This window comes from Candidatus Saccharimonadaceae bacterium ML1 (assembly GCA_030253535.1).
GTDB classification, from domain to species: Bacteria; Patescibacteriota; Saccharimonadia; order Saccharimonadales; family Saccharimonadaceae; genus Saccharimonas; species Saccharimonas epibionticum.
Genome location: CP124550.1, coordinates 1 through 24858 on the forward strand (window position 1 = coordinate 1; position 24858 = coordinate 24858).

Sequence of the window (24858 nt, forward strand, 5' to 3'; positions counted from 1 at the left end):
ATGAGAGACTCATTGTGGCAAAGCGTACTCGGCGAGCTAGAGCTGTCGGTGTCGCATGCAAGCTTTGAAACATGGTTTAAAGATACCGAATTGCTTGAGTACAACGACAAGGTTGTTACTATCGGCGTTATTAATGTCTTTTGTAAAACGCAGCTCGAAAAAAGGTTCAACGAACAAATCCGCGAAGTGCTTGCGCATAATAATTTAACTGCACCAACGATCCAATACGAGGTAAAGAAAGAAAAGAAGAAGATACTGAGCCGTGAAACGACACATGATACCGCGAAAGACAATCGTTTACGCGAACTCGTTGCTACGCCCTCGCCAACACGCGGCAAAGCCTCACACGCTCATGAAACGCTGAATCCGCGCTACACCTTTGAGTCGTTTGTTGTCGGCTCGTGTAACGACCTCGCCTACACCGCCTGCCAAGCGGCAGCTGCCGCCCCTGGCACAAAATATAACCCGCTCTTTATTTACGGCGGCGTCGGTTTAGGCAAAACACACCTGATTCAAGCAGTTGGCAACGAAATCATTAAAAATGACCCGAACATGAAAGTTGCCTATATTAGTACCGAGACCTTCATGAAAGAATTTTTAGAGGCAGTTCGGTTCAAGAAAGCTGGCTTTTCCGATAAATACCGCAAAATGGACGTTTTGATTGTCGACGATATTCAGTTTATCGCCGGCAGAGAAAAAACACAGGAAGAATTTTTTCATACGTTTAATACGCTCCATCAGGCGAATAGGCAAATTATTATCAGCAGCGACAAGCCGCCGCGTAGCATTCCGACGCTTACCGAGCGTTTACGCAGCCGCTTTGAATGGGGCATGGCAATTGACATTCAGATGCCTGATTTTGAAACGCGCTGCGTCATCATTGAAACAAAGGCGGCACTATCCGGTATTCAGCTGGAGCGCGGAACGATTGAATATCTGGCGCAAAATATTAAAACGAATGTACGCGAGCTTGAGGGCGCGCTCAACCAGCTGCTCGCCTACGCCGAGATGCGCGGCGTACCGCCCGACACAGCTACCGCCGAAGGATTGCTTGGCAATGTCCGCCAAAGCCGACCGCAGCACCTCACCGCCCGGCAGATTATTGACAAAACAGCGCGCCATTTCCAAATTGACAGCAAAGAAATGTGTTCAAGCAAGCGCGACAAGCATATCGTCGTGCCGCGGCAAATTGCAATGTACCTGCTGCGCAGCGAGCTGCATATGAGTTTTCCGCGCATCGCCCAAGAGCTCGGGCGCAAAGATCATACCACTGCAATTCATTCGGTCGACAAAATTGAGCGGGCGATTAAACTTGATTTCTTGATTCGCGAACAAGTCGTTGAAATTCGGGAGAAATTGTATGCGTAATACATGTGGAAAACGAGTGAATTTACAGCGAATACCTGCGAGTAAAACATGTGTTCGCATATCCCCTGTCCTGCTTCGCATGAGTGCAGCGAGAAGTGCTGCGTGGATAAATGCCCTAATTATCCACTGGATTCTTCGCATTATCCGCACCATATTTCCCCTGCACAATAATCACGAACGACCTCTAGAAATAAGCACTTTTTCCACCATTTCCACAGGGCCTACTATATATCATCACCAATTAAATATAATAAAAGGATAATATTATGGAACTTTCAGTCACACAAGAAAATTTCGCACGCGCATTGTCGATTGTTGGCCGCGTTGCAAGTAATCGAACCGGCTTACCGATTCTCGGCAATATTTTGTTACGCACTGATGGCACACGGCTATTAGTGGCAGCAACGAATCTTGAAATTGCAGCGACGTGCTATGTTGGCGCAAAAATCGTAAAGCAAGGCGACATTACCTTGCCTGCTCGTCTCGTTAGCGAATACGTTAGTAGCTTACCAAAAGGCACAATTGAATTATCAAGCAAAGGAACGTCAATGACAATCTCATCTGGTAATTATTCGTCAATTATGACGGGCGTTGACGCGACGGAGTTCCCTGAGCTGCCATCAATTGATGAAAAGCAAGCTGTTACGTACACTATTGCCGAAGCTGATTTCAAGCAAGCGATTAGTCAAACGATTATTACGACAAGTAATGATACGTCGCGGCCAGTGCTAACCGGGGTGTATTGGCACACCGATGGCGGACAGTTATATTTGGCGGGTACAGACGGGTATCGTTTAGCGCAGCGCCGCTTATTTGAAACAACAAGTGAGATTGCGGCAATCGTGCCAACAACAAGTTTACAGGAAGTGCTACGGACGATTTCAGATGCAACTGAGTCGGTTGAAGTGCTGTTTGACGATACGCAGGTGCGATTTCGTGTCGGTGAAGCAGAGATTACGAGTCGGCTGATTGAAGGTAGCTACCCGAATTACCAGCAGCTAATTCCAAAAACATCTGACGTAACTGCAACGCTTGCGAGCGGCGAATTTTCGCGCATTGTAAAGGTTGCTAGCCTATTCGCACGCGATTCCGGCGGGAGCGTTACGGTGACGATTGACAGTGAAAAGCAGCAGCTTAGTATTCATTCGATTGCGAGCGAACTCGGCGAAAATACAAGCACAGCAAGCGCCGAGGTTGCAGGCGATGGCAATATTACGCTAAATTCGCGCTACATCGCTGACGCACTCAACGTGATTGATGGCGATCCTGTCCAGTTTCGATTTAGCGGTAAGTTGTCGCCATGCGTACTAACTGCCGCCGAAGAAGCGCCGAATTACACCCATATCATTATGCCGCTTAAGAGCTAGTATGCGCATTATCCGGCTAACAGTCCAAAATATCCGCGTACACGACACGAAGACGCTTGATTTCGTAACAAATCCGACGCTGATAACGGGTGCAAATGGCAGCGGCAAAACGTCGCTCATTGAAGCAATCTATATTGCATTGCGTGGCAAATCGTTCCGTGGCAGTGACCTGGCAGTATGCCGCTACGGGACGGATTTTTACCGTATCATGCTTGAAACTGATATATTTACCTATCGTGTCCAGTACGGTACGGTCGGCGCTCGTAAGACTCGCCAGTTTATCATTGATGATAAAAAATATGCGCGCTTGCCCTATAAACTAAAGTATCCAATCGTATTATTTGAGCCAGAAGACCTACGGATTATTAACGGTTCGCCGCAGCGCCGCCGCCAGCTTGTTGATACGCTGATTCAACAATACGATCCGCATTATAGCAGCCAGCTTAGCCGGTATGAGCGCGCTTTGCAGCAGCGAAATAAGCTATTAAAAGATCCTAGCGTGACGCGCGATGTGCTATTTCCGTGGGATGTGCTGTTGAGCGATTATGGTGCGGCAATTATTGCAAAACGTCAAGCGGTTGCGGCAATATTTCACGAGCGCATCACTGCACTATACCGGCAAATTGCACATAATGACGATTCAGTGTCAATTGCATATTCGCATAACGATACAGTGACATCGCAACAACTTCTGCGTCAGTATGAGGAAAAATTCGATTACGACCGTGCAGCAGGCGCTACAAGCGCCGGGCCGCACCGGCATGATATTCATATCATCTTTAATCATGTACCGGCAATACAGGCAGCATCGCGCGGTGAATGCCGGACGATTGTACTGGCGATGAAATTCATTGAAGCAGAATATATTGAGCAGCAATCTGGTATGCCGCCAATTATACTCCTTGATGATGTGTTTGGTGAGCTTGACGAACAGCGCCAGCATGCGCTGCTTGCTGAGTTTAGGGAGAATCAGGTGGTGATGACGAGCACAGTAGATGTTCATTAAAAGCGTTCATCTGTTTCTAGTCCATCAAGGTCGCGATTTCGGTTGATGGTGTAGTTTGGCATGAGCGGCGTTTGCGTGCGGATATCAATTGTATCAGCGCGTTCAAGCACGGCTTGCGGTGCTTGTGGGCATTCATATTTGCTGATCGAAATTTGAATTGCGCAGGCGACCTGCCAATGGTTATTCTTCTTTTGTAATACGACTTTTTGCGTGTCACGGTTTAAGTCAGTCGCTGAACCTTTGAATGCGAGTGCAGCTATCGCCCAGTCGCCTTTTTCGACAACTGTTTCATTAGCGATATTGTAAATGGCGCTAATATTACGGTTATGCGCGTGAATGGCGTTATCAATATTGTTCTTTTCGCGCTTTGATAGCTCGGCGAGCCGTTTTTCTGATAATTCGTAATCTAGCGCGCGTGTCACCTTGTCTTTTAGTAAGATTCCTTGCATATTCGTGCTGACACCGTCGCCCGATGCAATTAGATAATAACTTCCTTTTGATAAATGATAGGTTTTGCCAGATTCAATTTTTTTTTCGACGACTGTTTTGGTTGGTGCGATTGTTTTTTCGCTTGGCGATTCAGTTCCCTGATATAGCACAACACTTTTATATATTGAAGCGTCGTAGGTAATTGTCAAATACTGATGTGTTGCAAAAAATGCCCAAATCACCATCAGCACAACGATGATGCTAAATCCGCCGCCGATCATAATCAATTGTTTGCGCGTGAATGGCAAATTTTCCATTATTTTTTCTCCTTTAGCGGATTTTGAAAATCTTTGTATTCAATGCGATAATCGCTTAATTTATATCCCATGCTTGTGATTCGCCGTGTGGCAATATAACGATATTGCGGCGATTCCGTTGTAATGACGACAACTGGCTCGCCGTTATCTTTTTTGTAGTGCCCGATTGAATAATACGGATCTTTGAGCGGTAAAACGCCAATGAGCGGATACTTATTGGTAACTGATTTATTATATTCAAGCGATTTTTTACCAGCAAATGCTTCAAGTTTATTATATTGGTCTTGATGTCTCTTTACCCAGTCTACTGCTTCTTTGGTTTGCGGTGAAAGTTCAGCAATAACTGTATTGTTTTTTGATATATCTTGTGTTTTTTTGTATGAGTTAAAGCCTTTTTTCTCTACTAATATATCGTATACACCAGGTTCAACATAGACGGTGCCATGACTACCTTTCGTTACTTTTTTAGTGGCGGTATTTGTGAATATAGCAGTTGCGTCGGTTGGTGCGGTGACAAGCGTAATGGCTGTTTTGTCAGCGTGCTCAAATGAGAGATATATATTGTAACCGATGCTGCACGCAACAGCAAGTACCGCAAGTATTACAGTTGTACGGATTATATACTGTTTACTCATTGTTATCATTCTCCTTTCGGCACCTTTTTTAGACCTGAGCCCCCCGAACTTGATCCTCCTGATCCTCCTTTTTTACGATACCATGTCGGTGAATTATAGCTGAACCCCTCGCCGGCGACGGCCGGTGCTTTTTCACCATATGATGCCGAGGCATATTTACTTCCGAATCCGCTTATCTCGCCGACGTATATCCAGGTATGTCCTGGCGAAAAAGCAACATCACCAGGCTGTAATTTATCATCAGTAAACGTACCACCATCTGGTTCATACGTACCATTTGCTGTACCGAGTTTTTGCCAATTTTTCAAGGCCCAGGCCTCTTGAATGCTTGTTCTACCGGCTCCTTCGGAATTTTTAGCGTTGTGGTTATAAGTTGTGTCAAAGCCGCTATCATATATAAGTGTCGTTACGAACCCGCCACAATCAACACCGTGATAACCGCCAACATAACGACCCTCTGACTCCGCTTTCCCAATAGCCGTTACATAATCTGATTTCCTATCTGTACCATGACCACCCTCTGGCCATGCGTATTTAAGGGTTAATTCTTGCAGTTTGCCGGCATCGCCATTCGCTCCCGAGCAGGCGGCAGTTGTACCCTTAGCACTTGAACTTTTTGATGATGCAAGCGATGCGTCATCTTTGTATTTATCGTAGAGGGTACGAGCATTTTTTTTACGTGTTTCAAGTGCTTGTCCTCCACTATTCTCGTATGTATCCTCATAGGCGGCTGCGGCATCTTCGGGCGTTGAGGCCGCTTGAATTGCCTTTAATGCGCGACCATATTCTCCAGTATGACCCGACCACTCATTGGTGAGAGTTAAATCCCAGACTAAGTAACGGAGTTGTGTGGTGAATTCGCTCGGGTCGGCATTAACTCCTTTTGCAAATTCGACTAACTTCGGATAACGATTTTCATTATCCCATTGAGCAATACCAGTATGGGTTCCGTTAGAAGCTTTTGGATCAAGCGATTCTCCTGATTCTTGTTGAAGGTTTCCGACGATGCCAGCAGCCTGTGCGAGTGTCAATTTTTGTCCACTTCCTACACTCATTAAGTGCCCTAGTGCAGTTTCGATATTATCGCCACGCACTGCTACGGTAGAGCCGCCAGCTGCTGGATTAGAACAACAAGTTGATGTTCCGCTAGATGATGCAGTCTCAAGACCAGATGTTGATATTGTTCCACCGGCAGATTCTGCCATTTCGTTTAAGAAACCTTGCATATTTTTTATATACGCAGCAGTATCATTCCCGTCTTCTGGGGGAGCATATCGGTGGGCGTAGGCAGACATCCCCTTATCAATTTGTTCAGAGAACACATCACGATCGTAGGTATACCAATCTCCACCACTTCCCTCTGCCTTATTTTCTGGCGCTTCACTGTCAAGACTTGCTTTGAAAGATGTCCATTTATACCAATATCGATCCCCTTCCCATACACGAGGCTGGCTTGATGTTGCTGAGCGCCCGAATAAATTGTGTCCTTCATGAATCTTTACCTGAGCACCTGACACGGTCGTGAAACCCATGCTAGACTCGACGAACGCATGGGCATACGCTAGAAAAGGACTCATATTTGCTTTTTTAGCGCTTCGAACGGCAACCGCACCCGTGCCATGGAGTGGAATATCAGCATCGGCAGTACCTTTTGGCGCGCGGTCTTTTACGAATTTTTCAATTGCAGCGGCCATTTTCGCCGCATCCAGCTTTGGATAGGTCATGCCATTTGGTTCACCTTCTCCAGGGGAGATTGTAGATAGGTCAGGATCGCCCTCGTCATCCTCATCGCACGTATTTTTATCATAAATAATAACGTCATTTAGTGATGGGTTTAATTTTATCATCTTTGCGTGCGTTATGGACGGTGTCACTAATGTCTGTAAACCTGTAAATATGATGATAAGTGCTAAGTAAATCCGTTTTTTTACTACCATGTTTTTGCCTTGTCTGGTGTCGATCGTAATGCGAGATGAAGGTGGTTGCAACTATCACTATGTGGATCATATCCCGCAGCGATAAGAGTATTATTCATAGATTCTCTTCCGCCACAAGTACTTTGACCTATACCAGCTCCTTGAGGAAGCAGCTTGTTGTCAACGATTTCTTGCAATAGCGTCAGCGCGTTTGCATCTGCACCCGTTGTAGAGACGCCATCTATCGTATAGAGGTCAACGGCTTCACCTTTGCAATGAAGACTATACTCACAATTTATGTTTCGTCCAAGTGATGATATACCTATCTTATGGCTTTTTCCAAGCGCTGCTATCACTTGTAACAGTCGTGTGTCAAGGGCGACGGGTGATGCAGCTTTACCATTTGCAGTATCCTGTACTTGCTGATGCGGATCGTTGCCATCTACATTAGCGAAAGTGATGTTTTGATTATCAATAATCTGCTTAGCTAGCTCCTGTGTAGTTCCGTTCGGTAATGAAGCGCTTGTCGATGAAGATGAGCTACTTGACCCGCTTGTGTCAGAGGGGCTAACCTGATTTATGAATGCAATAGCATCACTAAATAATTCGGCATTTTTATCTCTTTCTGAGCCTCCGACGGCACATTTATTGAAATTATAGGCATTTGTCCCTTCGTCATTCTGGAATTCGGGATCAACCTCTGTCCGTTCTGGATTATGGCACTGATCTGCATATTCTGCGAGTGCTGTTCCGGATTTAACCGAAAGTTTTGGTTCTCCTGTTTCTTCGTCGTCTCCTGAATATTCAATCATAGGATTACTCGACTCTGGCCCTATTTGCTCCATAATAGAAGCAAAGGAGTGCGTCTTCTTAAAGATAACATTCGCACTGCCCATGACTTGAGTTGATATTTTATTTTCTATAAAATACGGATTTTCAGAATTTTCTCCCATTTCTTCTTGTGTTATTGGCTCACTGGCCGCGGTTGCTATATTAGAAAATAATCTGAAAGGCATCCCTAGAGTTGCAATTATTGACGATCCAAAGTTGGTTGTATTTGCTATACCGAGTGCTTTTTGCATACCAAAGAGCGCGGAGCCAAGCGTTGAATACGGATTTTTTATATCAAATGGTGTATTTCTCGCATCGTACTTCATGTCTGCGATATAGGCATCTCTATACTCCTTTAAAGTGCTTTCGTAGGCCGTTGCGGCGCTATATGTCGCCATCGTTCCGCCCGAAGCTATCCCGTTTGTCATCTCCCAAGCCTGCATGCCAGTTCCTAGTGCATCCATATATAGAATACCATTATTAAGCGCCCCTGCGATATTTGCGCCAGATAGCGCGTGCACAATAAACGGCATAGCAAACATGCCGGATAGTCCTGCGACTAAACCGATGGCGTTCCATGGCTTTTTGAGCAGTTCTTTTGATGTAGTTTTCAATAGTTTCATTGAACTTCTACGCAAGTTTTTAAAAGCTAGCTTTTCTCCAACTCTTGCAGCCTGATCCTTTATGAACCCGCTAATTGCTTCCTTTGATAATTTTTTGATGACCTGCTCTTTGAACGTATCTTTCGCAAAATGAAAAGCTGCTTTTGCGGCTGCTTTTGCGCCACCGGTTGCTGCTGTGGATGATCCAAAAGTGAGGACGCTTAATGCAAGTTCGCCGAGCGTAAATCCTACTTGCACTCCTAAATTTGTAGCTAGCGCACAGCCGGTTTTTAGCCAGGCTCGTCCAGTGCCTGCGTTTCCTCCAAATACATCTCCTATTCCCGCATGAAAAGCGTGCATACCACTGTAGATAGTAGCAAGCAATGACCCGCCAATAGCCGTTATACTACTTGGTTCACCAGTCAGGCTACCATTAAATAACATCTGTGAAAATGATGATCGATCAAAAGATAGCCCGGTAGACGGATCGACTTTTATAAGTTTATTAAGTAGATACATAGCATCGCCACTCACATCTTCTCCCATTTTGGCTTGTTCAAATACGGAGCGTATATAAATTGCATACTTTACGATATTGTAGAGAGCGACGGTCCGCGCTATAATTGTCGCTGAATAGGCGACTTGATACACGGTACATGCTGCATCTGCAATATCAAGTGTGTCAATATAGCTAAATATCTTTTGACCAACATTTTTCGTAGCGGTCGAAATGTCGTCAACCGCACCGAGTCGAGAGGCGGCCGGGTTGCCATAATCAGTACTTCCGACAACAGACGAATTGAAAGGATCTTCTTTGGCTACGTCAATGTTTTCTTTCATAGCACCAGACACATCTTCGGCATCTGCCTTTGCTTTATCGTATTCTGACGTTGTCGATTCTCCCTCTGCCGCTCCGGTTGACGTTGACTTAGCGTCATCGCCTGATACTCCTTCGGTTGATTGCTTGACTATATTTTTGTCTTTCTCTTCAGGAGTGTCACCTTTTACGGTATCTGGATTAGTTGAATATTTGAACAGCTTTTTAACTTTTTTTGTAGCAGCACTTTTTGCAGACTTAAAATATGACCCTTTCTGAAATATCACTTTTCTACGGAGTCCTGGGTTTTGCCGCAATTCTTGTTTGAAAGATGAAGGTGTAATCTCTTTACCATCTATAACGATTTTATCGTAAACAATTTTTCCACTTTTGAGTTTTTTCCCCTCTTCTGGAAACTCAACGCCATTCTTTTTGAGCTCTTCTATTTCAGTGTCCCTGAGACCAGCAAAGGTATCGCCATCTGCGGCAACAGAACCTTTCTTAGAAAGATCAACACCGAAGAATTTAAATCCGTAATAATCCTGTAGGTATGCGCTAAGTGGCTGGAGAAGACTCTTCGCATCAAGATTGCCGAGGATTGCCATAGGCAAGCTTGACATACCGATGAACGGAACCGCCCCACCGATACCAAGGAGTGCCACCACCAACATCGCAGCACTTCGTTTTTTAATAAATGTGCTAGCTGACCTAACCCTAACCCTATTTTTCTTTTTAATAAATATGCCAGTTGACCTAATCCTAGCCCTATGAGACTTGCCGTCTTTATCTTTGGATGCCGGCGAGGTATTGTTTTTCCATCTCTCAGACGGAGTTCGTTCCCTGTCTGCTACCGATCGTTTGTCATTTTTTGTGTTATTATTTTGATTGTTATTATTTTCTTGATCGTTTAAATCATTTGCTGTATCGTTAGAATCTTGATTGTCATTGTTGTTTTGTTCATTCTCGGCGTCATTTAAGCTACTAGGACCGTTGTGGTCTATGGCGTCATTAAACTCGTTATTGTAACGATCGTCAATAGGGTTTTGATCGTTATCGGATTCATCGGGTGATGCTGGTCTGCGTATTATTATCTGATTACGTGCCATAAAGCTATTATACTCATTTTATATCTAAAAGTCTCGTGATCATGATTCCCGCTCTTGTTCTTGCTGTTGTAATAGCGCTTGTGGGTTCGTTGTAATTAACCCCTGCTCAGTCTGACTCGCAACGATTTGAATGTGAACGTGATTTTGTCCGGCAAAGAATAGTCCCTGCCCGACAGGGAAGTTAGCGAGACGCTTGCGTTCCTCTTCGGTTAGTTTAAATACGTCGCCGAGTACATCAACGGCACTTGGCGATTGCTTTAATAGTAGCTGCATACTGGAGTTTGCCACGATCGCGCGTCCCATTTTGCTGCCCATGAAGTCTTCAACATCTTGCGTAATTGTCGTTAGTCCTAAGTAATACTTACGAGCGCGCTTCGCCAGGCTGAACATAAAGTTTGCGGAATCGTCATATTTCATTAGCTGCCAGGCTTCGTCTACGATGAGCATGCGCTTTTTCTGTTGAGTGCGCACAGTATTCCATATATGACTCAAGACGATGTACATCGCTACCGGACGCAGTTCATCCTCTAGATCGCGAATATTAAACACGACCATATTGTTATTTATATCAATATTGCTCTGCTGACTAAAAATGCCAGCAAATGTTCCACTTGTGTACTTGCGGAGACGCTGCGCAAGTTGTGGACCGGTTCCGCCCATGTGAAGTAGTGTATCATATAAATCAATCATCGTTGGTGGCGTTGCGGTATGTGTTAATGGATCACTAGTAATGCCAACACGCGCGTACGTATCAATCAGCCCCTGATCAAGATCGGCTTCTTCGGACGGGCTTAAGCCGACGCCGGCGCTATTTGCTGATGCGCCGCCGAGCATCAAACGTAACAGCCCGTGCAGGGTCACGAGATTCGCGCGTAAGGCGTCGTCGGCTTCATCGCTGTCTATCACACGGGGCAAATCAAACGGATTGATACGCGTGTCGCTACTGAGGCTTAAGCGAATGTAGCTGCCGCCGACAGCATCGCTCAACTTCTGGTACTCGTTTTCCGGGTCGATGATAAGCACATCAGCGCCAATCATCATACTGCGTAAAGCTTCTAACTTGACTGTAAACGATTTGCCAGCGCCAGATTTAGCGAATACCACCATGTTAGCATTTTCAAGCGTATAACGATCGAAAATCACGAGGCCGTTATTATGCATATTTATGCCGTACAAAATACCATCTTCTTGCGTGAGGTCGGCGCTGGTGAACGGAAAACTCGTACTAATAGCGCCTGTACTCATGTTGCGGCGAATTTGCAGCTGGTCGCTCATTTGTGGTACAGTACTGTTCAGCCCCTGCTCTTGCTGGCTTGATGCAGTTTTTGTATATACGAGCATTTGGCCAAAGAATGTTTCAATTGTGTGTTGGACAAAACTTAGTTCGTCTAAGCTGTCAGCATAGATAGTTACATATAGTCCATAACGGAAAAATCGCTCTGAGCCAACTTGCAGTTCATCGCGTAGCTCTTCGGCATCAACAAGCGCCGCTTCTTTTGCCGGGTCGCGCGTGCGACCCTTTTCGGCATTAAGCGCCATATCAGCCTCAAGCTGTGTCACTTTTTTGCGCAAATTATTCAGTACGATTGTCGTATCAACGGGGTAGATGAACATACTAATATCAATCACTTGATCAATATTAATTAATTCAGACAGCCAGCCAGTAAATAATTTTCGCGGATAACCATATACATAAACAGTACGCCCATACTTAGTACCTATGCGAAAATAGCTAGAATGAATCTCTAGACTGCTTGGTGCGATTAGATCACGCAGTGTTGTCATTCCTTTTAGAAATGCCTGTTCAACTTCAGACTGCTCTCGCGCTCGTTGTTGCGCAGCTATATCAATCGGATCTGTTCTTTTCTTTGCCATCATTAAAACTGAACTCCCTGTACTGACTCCGACTTGTCGCCTTTGCGCACATAAAGCGATGCTACATTATTAAAATCGCCAAGTGGCTCGCGTACAGCAGTATCAGGATTGTATATATTGTAATAAAGTTCGCCAAGCTGTTTTGTGTTGAGACGGGATGTCTGAACGCCTACGCGTATTAACCCGCTGACAACGGAGTCGACGCGGTTTTTTATCTCCTCTTTTGCTTTTTTGTACGTTTCTTTGTCGATTTTTGTGACAGGGTCTTTTTTCTTACCAAAAATTGAACTAAAAAATCCTTTACTTTGATCAAGTATTTCGCTGATATCACCTGTTGGATAGTATGGTATAACGACGAAAAAACTTTTATCCATAATATTTGCTTCCTGTGAGAGCATATCAATGAAATTGATATAATCTTCCATCAATACGCCAAGTAGCATATTATCTTCATCGCGACGCAAAAGTGTTAATTTATCAATATACGGTCCAATATCAACCTGCTGCGATCGTATAAATACTTGAATTGGAAAATACAATGCATTCAAGAAGTCTTGATAACTTAGCTCTACTCCATCGCGCTCTCGCGAGCTCATGAGGTCAAAGTTAATTGACTTACATGCCACAACTGCACGAAAAGTTCCATCATTCATAATAACCATGCTGTCTCGTAGTTCTGATAAAAGTAAACTATTCTGCGTTGAATTTTGTTTGACTGCTGGTTTTTTATTTTTATCGTCTAGCGGCTGCTGTGACGGCGGATTTTGTTGCGAAGTTGTCGGATTTGCGGCGAGGGGTATCTGTTGTGAGTTATACAACAAATCTGCGACAGGATTAGGGGACGCCGGTTGCTGTAACGGATTAGCCTGATTATTTGGCGGCATGCCCACTCCTCTCTATTGCTTAGTGTAACGAGATAAATACCTCGCCGTCGATATCTTTCTTGTCTTGAATTCGCTTTGCTTCGTGCTGAATTGTTTGAATCGACAAATTGCTATTGTTTGCAAGGCTAATTATATCATTTGATACTGGATTTACGCTAGTGTTTTCAGCGTCAGCTAATACTGGTGTATTTGCGTTGTACTGATCGGTAAGTGGTTGCAAAGTTGATTGATGGATTGTCGGATACGGATTATAGTATGGTATATTGGTGTTATTTTGTCGAGAAACATCTATACTTGGAGTGCTTGAAGGTGTTTCGGTTGCTTGCTGCATTTGTTGTACCATGCGCTCGCGTCGCGCGGCGTCGGCGTTCGAAATCATCGTATCAAAATTATGTGCAATATCACCATTGTCGTCGAGTACATCTTCGGTTTGTTGCGCGACGTAGTACTGGTCGGGCATCATAGACGTGTCGGTAGTAGGTGTCTGTGGCTGCGCGGCGTGGCGTATTGACCACCCGCCCGTATCTGCGATATCCGCCAGATATGCGAATCGTTGCTCTGCTTCAATTTGCGACAGTTCCTTACTGCGTTTTACTTCTATTTCTTCGGGTGCTACGATCTCTATGAGTGAGCTAATACCGTCTGGGCTCCAGATGCGGTTACGAGGTTTGAGGTGAAATGATACGATGGCTGCCAAATATATCTCCATAGGCTGATCTTTACGCAGCGGCAGAGCTAAAGCACCGAAAAGCAATATGACCGGTAGGGGCAATATTGCGAGCGGTATAAAGACTTGTGCTAGTCCCCATGCGATAGCTGAAGCGCCTGCGACGACGATAAGGTAAATAAACTGCCGAAAGCTAAATGGTCCGATTAGCTTGTCGTCCGCTTCAACATCCTGCGCAACCTTATACTCCGCCATCCGCTACCGTCCTCGTCCAGATCCTCCAGATCCTCGCGGTGTAAAGCCTCGTGATGGTGGTGTGGAGGCTGAAGATCCTCCTCCTGACGCCGCTGGCGGTGCTGCTGGCGGTGGCGGTGTGGACGATGACGGCATCGTAACTGTTAGATTTGCAAGACCTTGTATGGCTTCGCTATTCTTTCCGAGACCCCTACTAAGCTTTTCGTCTCCAACGACTTTCTCTGCCGTGTCTTTGAGTTTTTGTTGAGCTTCCGGATCGTTGCTTGTTACCTTTCGGGCATACTCAAGCTCTTGCCGTGAGGCTGCAGCCATCCGTTGCGGCGAATAAACATTTTGTTTAATTTGCCCTGTTGCCATTTCGTCGTACTTATGAATACCACTTTTTGAACCGTCTGCTTTTGTTACCGTTGGGCCTTCGCCCTTTGTCTTTGAATCTTCCGCCGAACGCATCTCGGCAATTTCGCCCGCCGTCATCCAGGCTGGCCGGCTGTCCGATGCGCTCATGGCGTCCGCAAAGACATTGCGCGTGCTTTGATCTGCTTCTGCTACACTATCCCAGCCTGCTGCTGCTGCTTCATGGTCGCCGCGATCAAGCGCTGCGCTCGCAGCAGCAGCCTGTGCATATTTGTCTTTGCCGTTTATGCCGCCAACACTTTCGCCGCTCGCTAGCTTGGCGAGTGCCGCTGAATCAAGATTTGCTTGCTCAATTTGCGCCTTTGCTGCCTCAACTTTGTCGATATTGAGTTTTTTCACCTGCTCAGCCGCCTGCTGTCCAGCTGCTTGCCGTGCACCCTTAAACGGTCCGTGTTTGCCTTGGTTGAATTTATTAAACCCCCTTGAGGCAGCGTTAGCGAGGAAGTTGCGTTTTCCGCCTTGGTACTGTCCGGCAAATATTTGCGCTTGTTTTTGTTTCCGGTTAAGATCCCACGCCTGTTTGTACCGTCCTAGGGCTGATCTTTCCTTTACTGCCTTACCAGCTCTTTTATTTGCTGCCTGCGAAAGTCCGGTGAGTTTTCCTCCAAGAGTTCCTGCGGCCTCCATAGATTTCTGCAGCAGGCTTGGCACGATGAAGAACGGTATTGATGCAACCGCGAGGGCTGTCATCTGGAGCAGCCAGTCTTCCTTGCCGGCAGCATTTGCGATAATTTTCGCTGCTAGGCGGCTGCCGCCGAATACGACAGCAACTGTTGGGAATAACATAAGGAGTGACAAGAAAGTCTTTTGCCACTTCTTAAACCACTGCTCGGTATTTGGCAGCAGATAAGCAACGAATGCGACCGGCGATATCGCGATAAGGATAACGATAAGCGCTTTGCGTGCAACCAAGATAAGTACGATCATAAGGAGCGCAAGTAATGACGACATAAGCGCTGGTCCCAGAAATGCGAGTGCAATTCCAGCAGCCGCTGCTAGCACGACGCCGGCGATTGCGACCCACGTGAGGATTGTTCCCGCAGTTTGGATCTCGCTGACATTATCGTCTCCGCTCCCGACAGCGAAACCATCAAAGAAGCCTGCTAAGCTATATCCAAGCATGTTGCTTAAGTCTACAGCAAGCTGGCAGAATATAAACGATACATTTACAAGCAAAGCGGCGATAAAGAGCCGCGGCAGCATACGCTTGATCCCGTAGTTGCTAAGACCGGCTTGGGTAATCTGCGAATAGACAATGATAAGGAACGCGATAACGAATGCAACGTTTGCAACATCCCGAAAACCGCTCCATGCAGCCTTTAGGTCGTCTGACTGCACGATATCTTTATCCGTCTCAAGAAATGTGGAGGATATGAACTTATAGGCGAAGTCGTTGATAGATGATAAAAAGTTTATAACAGGACAAACGATCCAGCCGACGCCTTCTTCAATTTTACATTCTTTTGTTTGTTTTTCTTCCTCAGACTCCTCAGACTTTGATGGCTCTTCCACCTCTTCAAGTTCCCCTCCTTTTGGAGGTTTGACGCCATTTATCATGTTGAGAATTTCCTCTTTGGTTTTTCCGACCTTTTTCGCATAGCAGTCAGCAAAGGCATCTTTTTTCTGTTCATCAGTCCCTGCATTTTTTGACTCCTCAATGCATGCAGTTATTTCATCGTAATGTTCACGTTTTTGTATACATTCGTCTCGTTTTGTTGTATCATTCGGATATTGACCAGCGCATAAAGCAGCTAGATAAGATTGAGCAAGCTCATCAGTAGCCTTACTAGTAGCTTCCTCAACAGCCTTGTTGGCATATTCTGTTATTTTTTTGGTTGTATCAAACCTTGTGGTAGTAGTTTGACATATCATACGCTTATAATCGCTATCGCCGTAGTCTGTTACATAGAAATAAGCACCTACCGACCAATAGCCCTCTCGCGCCCCTATATAGGCAATATGCTTAACTGCTGCTCCATCTTTTACTTTGTCGTACGTAGTATATCTTACATCTGTAGAACTTGTTTCATATTCTGGTGCAGAATCATAGGGATTCTCGTCATTAACACTGCATCCTTGCACAAACGTCCAGTACCAAAGAGAATAAAGCTCTGTGTAGCTTAGGTATCCACCATCAGGCTCGTCTGTAAGTCCCTTCGCTCTCAAAGCATCCCATATCGCCCCACCCGATTTTCCGTCTTTATTAACGTAATAGTTCCTTTCCTCCACGTAGCCTGCATCAAGAAGCAGGTCTTTTAATGAGCCATACCCCCACAAAGGAAGCGCTTCTTGTATCATAGTGTCGCATTGCTTCTTTCCGTTGCCGGGAATGTAATTACCAACGAGTACCTGTTTATTACCGTTTTTATTTACGTCAATGCTATTATAATTATCTACAGCACTCTTCTGGATACTTGTCTGACCATGGAAACACCGCATTGATGCCTTAAAGTATAACCATGCTTTGATATGATTATCCACCTCACCTGCGCTAACAGGTGTCGCCTTAAATGCGGATAATATGATAGACGACATAAGCAGTAGCGCAAAAAAATAACGAAAGAACAAATGTTTTTTATGCACCATACAATTAGTATAATACACGACTATAAAACCCGCTAGTATCTAGTGATAATTCTGCAAAATTAAAATCAAACTAAAGTTTTATTTGGTGTCGTCTAGTCTATAGTAAGAAAGACCCGACCCGTCATTTTGCCATTTGTTGTAGGCACCTGATCGATCTGCAATAAGATCCTCGTTTCCTTCACTATCTCTTATGATCGTAAAGCTGAGCATAATATCATCTTGAAGCTCAGAGTCAATCAATTCGACATTGGATGCAATTGCTACAAACCCCAGAGTATGAACACCGGTTGCTTTCTCTTTATAATTTTTTATATCAGTAGACGCTATCACCTTATAGCGCTCGTCTAGAGGCTTCTGTTCGGCTAAACTTGTTGCAATACGATTATTGATGCCACTATCATTTGCGATTATGTCTTCTGCTATGTGTCTCGCAATAGCAGGGTCCTGTCTGTAGAGATTCCACACTGGTCTATATCGCATCCTATTGTACCAATCCACTAATTCGTCCACATCATTATGTGAATTATCTCCAGTATTATATTTTGGTATTGGCTCAGTAAATCCATTCAATGCAAACCATTCTCTTGCCACCGCTCTTTTTTGTTTAAGTGTCTTATTATCCCAGTCTTCAAATTTTGTTTTATCTAATATGTAGTTAGGATTTTGCTCTAGCCTAGATATTACTCCGTTTTGTGTCGGTGTTGGTTCGCTGGTTGATGTCCAGGTGGATTGAGCGGTTGGGGTCGTTTCTGGCGTTTGAGTTGGATCTGGTGTGGTAGGTCTGATTTCTGGAGGGCGGCTCGCAGTTGCTTTCTTTCCGCAGGCAGCCAACGCGGCGAGCCCGCCGAGCATCCCGATGCCGGCCAATAGGTCGCGCCGCGATGTTTCATGTTGTGTCAGTTCGTGGTTTATCATAAAGCTTCAATCCTCCTTCTGTAGGATTAGTGGTTTATGTTAAATTACCGTACACCTCTGTACTTGAGACGTAGTATACTCTTTTTTATAAATAAGTCAAGAGTTTGACGGTATATATAGTGGTTGTGGTTAGTTAGCGGGCGCTATATATGGGTGTGTGGTGTGCGCTACCTTTTTGGCTTGTGCTCTGGCGCGGTGCGGTAGTCGACGGTTCGCCCCTGCTGGTTTGGATCGGCAATACCGCGGCTGGCGAGGTCGTCGAACATACGTTCGGTGTTGGCGTAGAGCTTGTCGTACTTATCTTTCCAGTACGCTGCCTCTTCGTCGTACCCGTCGCGTTGCCTGAAGTCGGTGATCTTTGGCTCGGAGAGTACATGGCGTTCAAAGTCTGTTAGCTCGTCTTGCGACACGGCGTCAGCGCCGGTGAACCAGCGCGGATCGTCTGGGGCGCGGTCTATCGCCTCTACGACGGCGTCTTTCATGTTTGCCATGATGGTTGGGCTGGCTTTCAAGTTGGCGACGAGCCGTTCATACTTAGCGGGCGATTTGTGCGCTAATATACGCAGGCCGTGCATTTGGTTGACGATATTCATGCTCGAAAATGCATTTGCCGATAAGTTGCCCCATGTGCTGACGCTATTTGATATATCGGTGAACGTCTTTACGTTGCCGGCATAATCCGGATGGGCGTCGTCTGTACCATAGGCAGCGTTGGTGAAGTAGAATTCTAGGTCTTTGCCGAGTTTCGGAATGTTGCCATTTTGTGCGAGCACGAGTTCTTTGTAACCGTTTAGGTCGTCCCGAGTGATTTCGCCGGCTGCGAGGCGTTCATCCATGATTGTCACCATTTTGCGCAGATTCGTTGCGCCTGGGCCGCCGCGCTTGCCCATGATACTGGTGTAGGCCACGCGCTCCGAGTCGGTTTGGGCATTTTGGAACAGCGTGAAGAGTGCTTGCGGGTTTGATGATACCTCGTAGTTGAGGGTCGCTTCAATGTTTTTGGCGTCGTCTATGATGAATTTCGAACGTTCAGTTTTCGCCTGCGCTACCACGGAGCGCTCGCCTACTACGCCCTTAATGCCGCCGGCGTATTCCACGATAGTTTTTGTCGGACCGCCTGGTACGTCGGATATGCGGACGAGGTTCTCATCTAAAGCCTTGGCTTTGTTTTCGACGATTTGACGTTCGGCTTGCGCTTTGGCTGTCGCGATGACAGATGCTTCCAAGCTATCCGATTTAATGTCGCGCGCGATTTGCAGAATATGCGTTTGCGTGGCGGGTGCTGCGCCACGTAGATTGATGACATGTTCGCTATCGGCGCCTTGTGCGACGATTTCGGTTTGCATTTTTTCCAGCCGTTGTTTTGCTTTATCGGCCTTTATTTCGCTTGATTTTGTCTCAAGCGTGGCTTGCATGATTTGCCGATCCGAACCAGCCGCACCGTGATCCCAGGCGGCTTGCTGATTGTGCTCAATGCGCGTTTTGTTCGCTTCGACTAACCGGCGGGCGCGGTCTACTTGCGACCCGAGCACGCTGTCGTTAAATTCGTTGGTAACGCGGGTTTTGTCGATATCGGCATAGTGTTGGCGGGCGGTGAGATCGTGGTTGGCACGGTCGAAAGCGTTGTCAAGTTCGGTCTTGTGAATTGCTGCCGAGCGTGTGCGTCGTTCTAGGTCCTGTCCGTGGCGGGTAGCATAAAATGCATTGTCGATTTCGGACTTTCGTGCTGTTTCATTACCTTCAATACTATGCGCCGAACTGCTGCCAAAAGTTTCGTTGTCCCAAGCGGTAGCATTATTTGTCGCCATTGATTCGTAGGCGGCGGTGAGCGTTTGCTGGCGCGTTTTTTTGCGATGCTGGCGGCGAATCGCGTTGTTCATATGGCTGTTTGGGTTTAATTTGCTGGTATGCGCCTTATTTAGTCCATCTGCAGTGCGTTCGGCGGCTTTTTTCAGCTTCGTCGAGCGACGCGTCAAGAAATTGTTGGTTAAGCGCCCATTCTTTTTGTCGATCAGTGGTACGCCGGCGCGGTTTTTGGCTGCCTGGTATTTGGCGCGGTCTTGCGCCCAGTTCCGTGTACGGTCTACCAGCCCGCGGCTTGGGTCGTTTACGATACCGCCAATTTTGCCGAGGACGTTGCCACTGATACGTATCAAGAATGGTGTAATAGCAATTGGTGCAACTTGTACCGTTAACCCGATGATAATTTGGATCGGCGAATCGCCTGCATTTACTATGATAGCGTAGCCAGCCAGCTGCGCAGCGCCAAATACGAATGATATAATAGGGAACATCAGCAACATTGTCAGGAATAGATCTTTCCACTTGTCAAAGTATTTGTTTGTGCTTGGTAGAATGTATGCGACAAACGCAAGAGGTGCAACGAGAATGCAAAGCGTAATAAGCGCTTGCCGCGCTGCGAGAATAACCAGTGCGACAAAAGCGGCCAGCAACACACCTACAAGTGCCGGAATTAGCATTGTCAGCGATGCCGCGATACCGCCATTTGCGATAATGACCGTACCTAAGAGTCCGCCACCCGCCAAAACAACACCAGTTAGCTTACTCCATCCTAGATCGGTGCCGATTTTGTCGTACCCCGACAAACCTTCGCGCACAGAAGTGAATATGTGCTGTATATTGAGTCCGAGTAAGTTTGATATATCAACTGCTAAACTTGCGATCCAATACGAACTATTAACGAGTATTGCTGCAATGATAAGTCGCGGCAGCATCACCTTAAGTCCGTAGTTGCTGAGACCAAAATTTGTTACTTGAGAGTATACGATGATTAAGAATGCAATGATGAAGCATATATTAGCGATGTCGCGTACTTTTTCCCATATCTCATAGATAGGATTATCTGTCGTATTCGTTTGTAGTGCGCGTACTGTTAAAAGATTTGATAAAACATTCATAAGGCTGTCCATGCGATCTGCTAAAAATACCATGAGCGGGCACACAAACCAGCCAACCTGCATAAGTGTGCACTCACCGACGACGTTGATATCTCCTGTTTCGATTGAGACGTTCTTTATTTCTGACTGAGATGAAGGATCATACACGCCATCCTTGAGAGAATACGTGACGACTTTTCCCGATGTAGCCTTTGACGCATCGTCATCCGTCAGGATTAAATGTAAATTATTGTCTTTGTCAACGAATTGATAGCCATCAAATGCGCCCGAGCTAACGATCGGTAAATCTTTCGTTTTTTTATCTGTTTTGAAGCTATCTTTGTCAATACGGCGGTAATCGTCACCTTCATAGCGTACAGTGCTAGCATCTTTGGCTCGTGTTGCATCGGCAGCATAAGCGGTTTGAGTAAACGTGGCGACAACGACAAATATAGCCATCATCGTAGATGTGGCTAACAACGAAAAGCGGCGCCAGGGTATGTTCCCTCGCGTGAAGTGTCTCCACAAATCCCACATACCGCCTTTATGGTAACATTTCTATACTAAAAAGTCAATTATTATAAAATTAATAATGAAAAATACAAAATAAGTTGCACATTGGGGGTTTTCTGGGTAAACTAAAGTATAGGAGCTATAAAGAAAATGAAACATGGATTTGCTATTATAGCGATGGTAATTGTCAGTACTGTTGGTTTTGTTAGTTTTGCAACGCCTGTGTTTGCGGAGGACAAGGGTCTTGAATGTGCGGTCTTACCAAAAGAGATTTGCGATGCTGCAAAGACTGATAGTAAAGGTGGCGTATCAGGCACAGGAGTTTGGAAATTGCTTATTTGGGTATTAAATATTATGGTAGCACTTGTTGGGTTGGTGGCAATTGGGGCGATAATATTTGCGGGTATTTTGTACTCTAGTTCTCAGGGTAATAGCGAACAGATTGCAAAAGCAAAAAAAATGATACTCAACACAGTTATTGGTGTAATAGCATTTGGTTTCATGTATTTAGGTCTTAATTGGCTTATTCCAGGCGGAGTGTTCAACTGATGAAGCGGATCTTGAGGTGCAGTATTATGTTGGTGGCTATTGTGTTTGTTAATGTACCTTCAGTTTGTTTGGCTGTAGAAATGAAAGGAGCAACAGGGGGAACAACAGGAGCAGCAACAGGAGCAACAGGAGCAACAGGAGCAACAGGAGCAACAGGGGGAACAGGATCGGCTGCCGGAGGCTCTGGCGGATCGACTTTTGGTTCTAAAGCGGTGACACCGGGGGGGGATCCGTGCGATCAAAGTATTTTTGGAATTCCTCCATGGTATCACGGGATGATGAATAGTGGCAGTAGCGGTTGTGAGTTTACGCCCATTACGTATTCTGATGGTGGTAAGGATAAAACTGATTTCGTAAAGACGGGAGCAAAAGTTATCTCAAACGTTATTCAGGCGGGACTAGTGATAGTTGCATATGTCACTATCGGGTTTCTTATTCGGGGTGGTTTCGGATATCTGACGAGCACTGGTTCGCCTGATGGCATGGCTGTTGCTAAAAAAACAATAACTAACGCGCTTATTGGTATGATAATTTCGCTACTAGCAGCGTCAATAGTAAATGCGATTGGAGAAGCAATAAAGTGACGATTATTGAGTTTTTCACATTAGCTGCAGCTAAGATCGACACCTCTGGCGGTAGTAATACAACCTCTGTTGCTATCTCAAGTGACGCGAAAGATATTTCGCTTACGAATATATTGATGACAGTGTATTTGTGGGCGGGTATGATCGCTATTGTCGTTGTTGTTATTGCAGGTTTTCTATTTACGCTATCGCAAGATGATCCACAACGAGTCGCGCGGGCAAAAAATGCTCTATTGGGCGGCGTCGTTGGACTAGTGGTTATATTTGTGGCGTATGCGATCACTACAATAATTTTGGAAGCATTTTAATAGTGATGAAAAAGTTGTATATGGCGGCTATGGCGACGGTGGGAATCGCAGCAGCGGTTACTTTTCCGGTGCATGCGATAAATTTAACAGATTGTTCGCAACTCGGGCTTGATGGGAGTAGCCCAGGCTGTTCTATTGCGTCTGAGCACAACTTGTCAAAAGATACGAGTGATAGCACAGTAGGAGCGGTTATTCGTGTTGCGCTTGGTGCGCTTGCGGCTATTTCGATAGTCGTTATTATCGCTGGTGGCTTTCAGTTTGTAGTTTCTCGAGGAGACCCTGCACAAGTCAAGAAGGCGCGTCAAACAATTTTGTACGCTGTTGTCGGTCTTGTTTTGGCAGTGTCTGCTTCAGTGATTGTGCCGTATATTATCAATAGTTTATAAAATTAAAGGAGAAAGTTTATATGAAATTACGACAAAAGATAGTGGCTATAACTGTTGCTATCATTAGTGTAACTACATTATGCCTATCGCCTGCTGTGTATGCGGAATGTTCATCCGCTAAAGATTGTATTAGGCAGGGCGCAGATGGCGTTGGTTCAACGGGTTCATCTAGTAGTTCGGTAAGTGATATTGCGGCAACGATTTCAAATATTATGCTTTTTGTTCTTGGCGCGGTTGCTGTCATTATGATTGTCGTTGGTGGTATCCGCTATGCGACATCAAACGGCGACCAGAGCGCAGTAAAGGGGGCAAAAGACACAATTTTGTACGCTGTTGTTGGTCTCATAGTGGCGCTCATAGCATATGCGATTGTTAACTTCGTTATTAATCAGTTTGTAGGATAGCTTAGCTATATTAACATAATTATCAGAATATGGTATATAATATAAGATAAAGCAACTCGTACGAAGAAAGGAATAACGATTGTATGAAATTGAACATTACAAAAGAGCGTATCGTTGGTTTGCTGGCAGTTCCAGTTTTAGCATTAACGGTGGGTTCAGCGCCGGCGTTTGCAGCTAGCTTATCTATATCAGGCGGTGCAAACTCTGCGAGGGGCAACGACCAGTCGGGATGTCTATTTGGTAATGAACCTGGTTGTGAGGGTACCGATCAGACCCCTATTTTTAAGACGATTACGAATGTGCTTCTCTTTATCATTGGAGCGATATCGGTTATCATGTTGATTATCGGTGGTATCCGCTATACGACATCAAACGGCGACCAGCAGGCTGTGCAAAATGCGAAAAATACAATTCTATACGCTGTTGTTGGATTGGTGATAGCAATTCTTGCGTTTGCGGCGATTAACTTCGTGATTAGTAGCTTTGTAAATCGCGAATAATTATTCTGGTTATCTATTATAAAAATCCTCGGTTTTTACTCCCGAGGGTTTTTCGCGTTCTCGTAAGATTAATTGGTGATAGTTTGCTCTTTCCTCACTGTATCTACTGAGGCTGCATTCAAAACACCTCCAACACATTTATCAAAGGTATTTTTTTGAGTTTTATAGCTAAAAATAAATAGTCTACTGGATTGCGATCTTTTTAGCCTGTTCTTGCTTAACCTTAGCAAAACTAATAGTAAGTACGCCGTCTTTTAATACCGCTGAAACCTCGTCTTCTTTTACAGCGACGGGCAAGGCTAGCGTGCGGCTAAATTCACCCCAGTAGCATTCTTGAATGTGCCAGCGTGATACGGTCGTATCGTCTCCGCTCGACAGGGTTCCGCTGATTGTCAGAATACCATCTGAAATGCTGACATCAAGGTCTTCCTTGTTGACGCCAGCAGTGCGCGCTTTTATGATAAGATTTTCGTCGGTTTCATATACATCAACGGCTAACTGTCCTGGAAAATCTTCTTCTTGGTCGTCCCACGCGGTATTTGTATCGTTTGCAGCTGGTGCTGGCGTGGTTGCTGCGGCCTGCGGTGTAGCAACTGGCTCTGCTAAATCCATACTGTCATCATTCAAAAATGCTGCGGCCAGTTCGTCCTCGATCAGTAGATCATCGTTTTGTTTACGTGCCATGACATCCTCCACTTAAACTTTCATTTCATTGGCTTGTTGACAA

General features: G+C 45.4%; 20 protein-coding genes. 9 read left to right on the top strand and 11 right to left on the bottom strand.

Annotated features, from left to right (window positions below):
• From dnaA to recF, 3 genes are all read left to right on the top strand, one after another.
• Positions 1-1368, top strand: coding sequence for a chromosomal replication initiator protein DnaA (gene dnaA, locus SEML1_RS00005; RefSeq protein WP_376754022.1), 1368 nt, complete (start codon positions 1-3; stop codon positions 1366-1368).
• Between the two features lie 266 nt (positions 1369-1634).
• A complete protein-coding gene (gene dnaN / locus SEML1_RS00010) occupies positions 1635-2735 on the top strand; it encodes a DNA polymerase III subunit beta (protein ID WP_376754023.1) in 1101 nt (366 codons plus the stop codon).
• 1 nt (position 2736) lies between these two features.
• Positions 2737-3741, top strand: coding sequence for a DNA replication/repair protein RecF (recF, locus tag SEML1_RS00015; protein WP_376754024.1), 1005 nt, complete (start codon positions 2737-2739; stop codon positions 3739-3741).
• Here the strand turns inward: recF and SEML1_RS00020 are convergent.
• The 10 genes from SEML1_RS00020 to SEML1_RS00065 all read right to left on the bottom strand — a co-directional run bounded on the left by SEML1_RS00020 (position 3738) and on the right by SEML1_RS00065 (position 21349).
• The gene (locus SEML1_RS00020; protein ID WP_376754025.1) at positions 3738-4487 is read right to left on the bottom strand and encodes a hypothetical protein; all 750 of its coding nucleotides are present in this window, start codon (positions 4485-4487) and stop codon (positions 3738-3740) included. The two genes, recF and SEML1_RS00020, sit on opposite strands and share 4 nt — an antisense overlap.
• Positions 4487-5122 carry a hypothetical protein gene (locus SEML1_RS00025; RefSeq protein WP_376754026.1) on the bottom strand — a complete coding sequence of 212 codons (636 nt, stop codon included), beginning with the start codon at positions 5120-5122 and terminating at the stop codon, positions 4487-4489. Before SEML1_RS00025 ends, SEML1_RS00020 begins: the two co-directional genes overlap by 1 nt.
• A gap of 5 nt (positions 5123-5127) precedes the next feature.
• Positions 5128-7059, bottom strand: coding sequence for a phage tail tip lysozyme (locus SEML1_RS00030; protein ID WP_376754027.1), 1932 nt, complete (start codon positions 7057-7059; stop codon positions 5128-5130).
• The gene (locus tag SEML1_RS00035; protein ID WP_376754028.1) at positions 7053-10394 is read right to left on the bottom strand and encodes a hypothetical protein; all 3342 of its coding nucleotides are present in this window, start codon (positions 10392-10394) and stop codon (positions 7053-7055) included. The genes SEML1_RS00030 and SEML1_RS00035 overlap by 7 nt, the downstream gene beginning before the upstream one ends.
• A gap of 39 nt (positions 10395-10433) precedes the next feature.
• Positions 10434-12272 (bottom strand): VirB4-like conjugal transfer ATPase, CD1110 family, encoded by a 1839-nt coding sequence (locus SEML1_RS00040; RefSeq protein WP_376754029.1) that lies wholly within the window; start codon positions 12270-12272, stop codon positions 10434-10436.
• Positions 12272-13153 (bottom strand): hypothetical protein, encoded by an 882-nt coding sequence (locus SEML1_RS00045; protein WP_376754030.1) that lies wholly within the window; start codon positions 13151-13153, stop codon positions 12272-12274. Before SEML1_RS00045 ends, SEML1_RS00040 begins: the two co-directional genes overlap by 1 nt.
• A gap of 19 nt (positions 13154-13172) precedes the next feature.
• Positions 13173-14075 (bottom strand): PrgI family protein, encoded by a 903-nt coding sequence (locus SEML1_RS00050; protein WP_376754031.1) that lies wholly within the window; start codon positions 14073-14075, stop codon positions 13173-13175.
• Positions 14076-14078: 3 nt separating this feature from the next.
• Positions 14079-17075, bottom strand: a complete 2997-nt coding sequence (locus tag SEML1_RS00055; RefSeq protein ID WP_376754032.1) for a hypothetical protein — start codon at positions 17073-17075, stop codon at positions 14079-14081.
• Positions 17076-17153: 78 nt separating this feature from the next.
• Positions 17154-17990, bottom strand: a complete 837-nt coding sequence (locus SEML1_RS00060) for a hypothetical protein (protein ID WP_376754033.1) — start codon at positions 17988-17990, stop codon at positions 17154-17156.
• Positions 17991-18157: 167 nt separating this feature from the next.
• A complete protein-coding gene (locus tag SEML1_RS00065; RefSeq protein WP_376754034.1) occupies positions 18158-21349 on the bottom strand; it encodes a hypothetical protein in 3192 nt (1063 codons plus the stop codon).
• A gap of 201 nt (positions 21350-21550) precedes the next feature.
• On the opposite strand from SEML1_RS00065, the gene SEML1_RS00070 reads away from it, so the two are divergent.
• The 6 genes from SEML1_RS00070 (at position 21551) to SEML1_RS00095 (ending at position 24131) form a co-directional block, all read left to right on the top strand.
• Positions 21551-21949 carry a hypothetical protein gene (locus SEML1_RS00070; protein ID WP_376754035.1) on the top strand — a complete coding sequence of 133 codons (399 nt, stop codon included), beginning with the start codon at positions 21551-21553 and terminating at the stop codon, positions 21947-21949.
• Between the two features lie 26 nt (positions 21950-21975).
• Positions 21976-22533, top strand: a complete 558-nt coding sequence (locus SEML1_RS00075; RefSeq protein ID WP_376754036.1) for a pilin — start codon at positions 21976-21978, stop codon at positions 22531-22533.
• Positions 22530-22841, top strand: coding sequence for a hypothetical protein (locus tag SEML1_RS00080; protein WP_376754037.1), 312 nt, complete (start codon positions 22530-22532; stop codon positions 22839-22841). Before SEML1_RS00075 ends, SEML1_RS00080 begins: the two co-directional genes overlap by 4 nt.
• Positions 22842-22846: 5 nt before the next feature.
• On the top strand, positions 22847-23227 hold the full coding sequence (locus tag SEML1_RS00085) for a hypothetical protein (protein ID WP_376754038.1): 381 nt from the start codon (positions 22847-22849) through the stop codon (positions 23225-23227).
• A gap of 20 nt (positions 23228-23247) precedes the next feature.
• Positions 23248-23631 carry a hypothetical protein gene (locus SEML1_RS00090; RefSeq protein WP_376754039.1) on the top strand — a complete coding sequence of 128 codons (384 nt, stop codon included), beginning with the start codon at positions 23248-23250 and terminating at the stop codon, positions 23629-23631.
• Between the two features lie 83 nt (positions 23632-23714).
• Entirely contained in the window at positions 23715-24131 is a 417-nt protein-coding gene (locus SEML1_RS00095; RefSeq protein ID WP_376754040.1) for an Mbov_0395 family pilin-like conjugal transfer protein, read from the top strand.
• Between the two features lie 183 nt (positions 24132-24314).
• On the opposite strand, the gene SEML1_RS00100 is transcribed toward SEML1_RS00095, so the two are convergent.
• The gene (locus tag SEML1_RS00100) at positions 24315-24815 is read right to left on the bottom strand and encodes an Hsp20/alpha crystallin family protein (RefSeq protein ID WP_376754041.1); all 501 of its coding nucleotides are present in this window, start codon (positions 24813-24815) and stop codon (positions 24315-24317) included.
• Between the last annotated feature and the right edge of the window lie 43 nt (positions 24816-24858).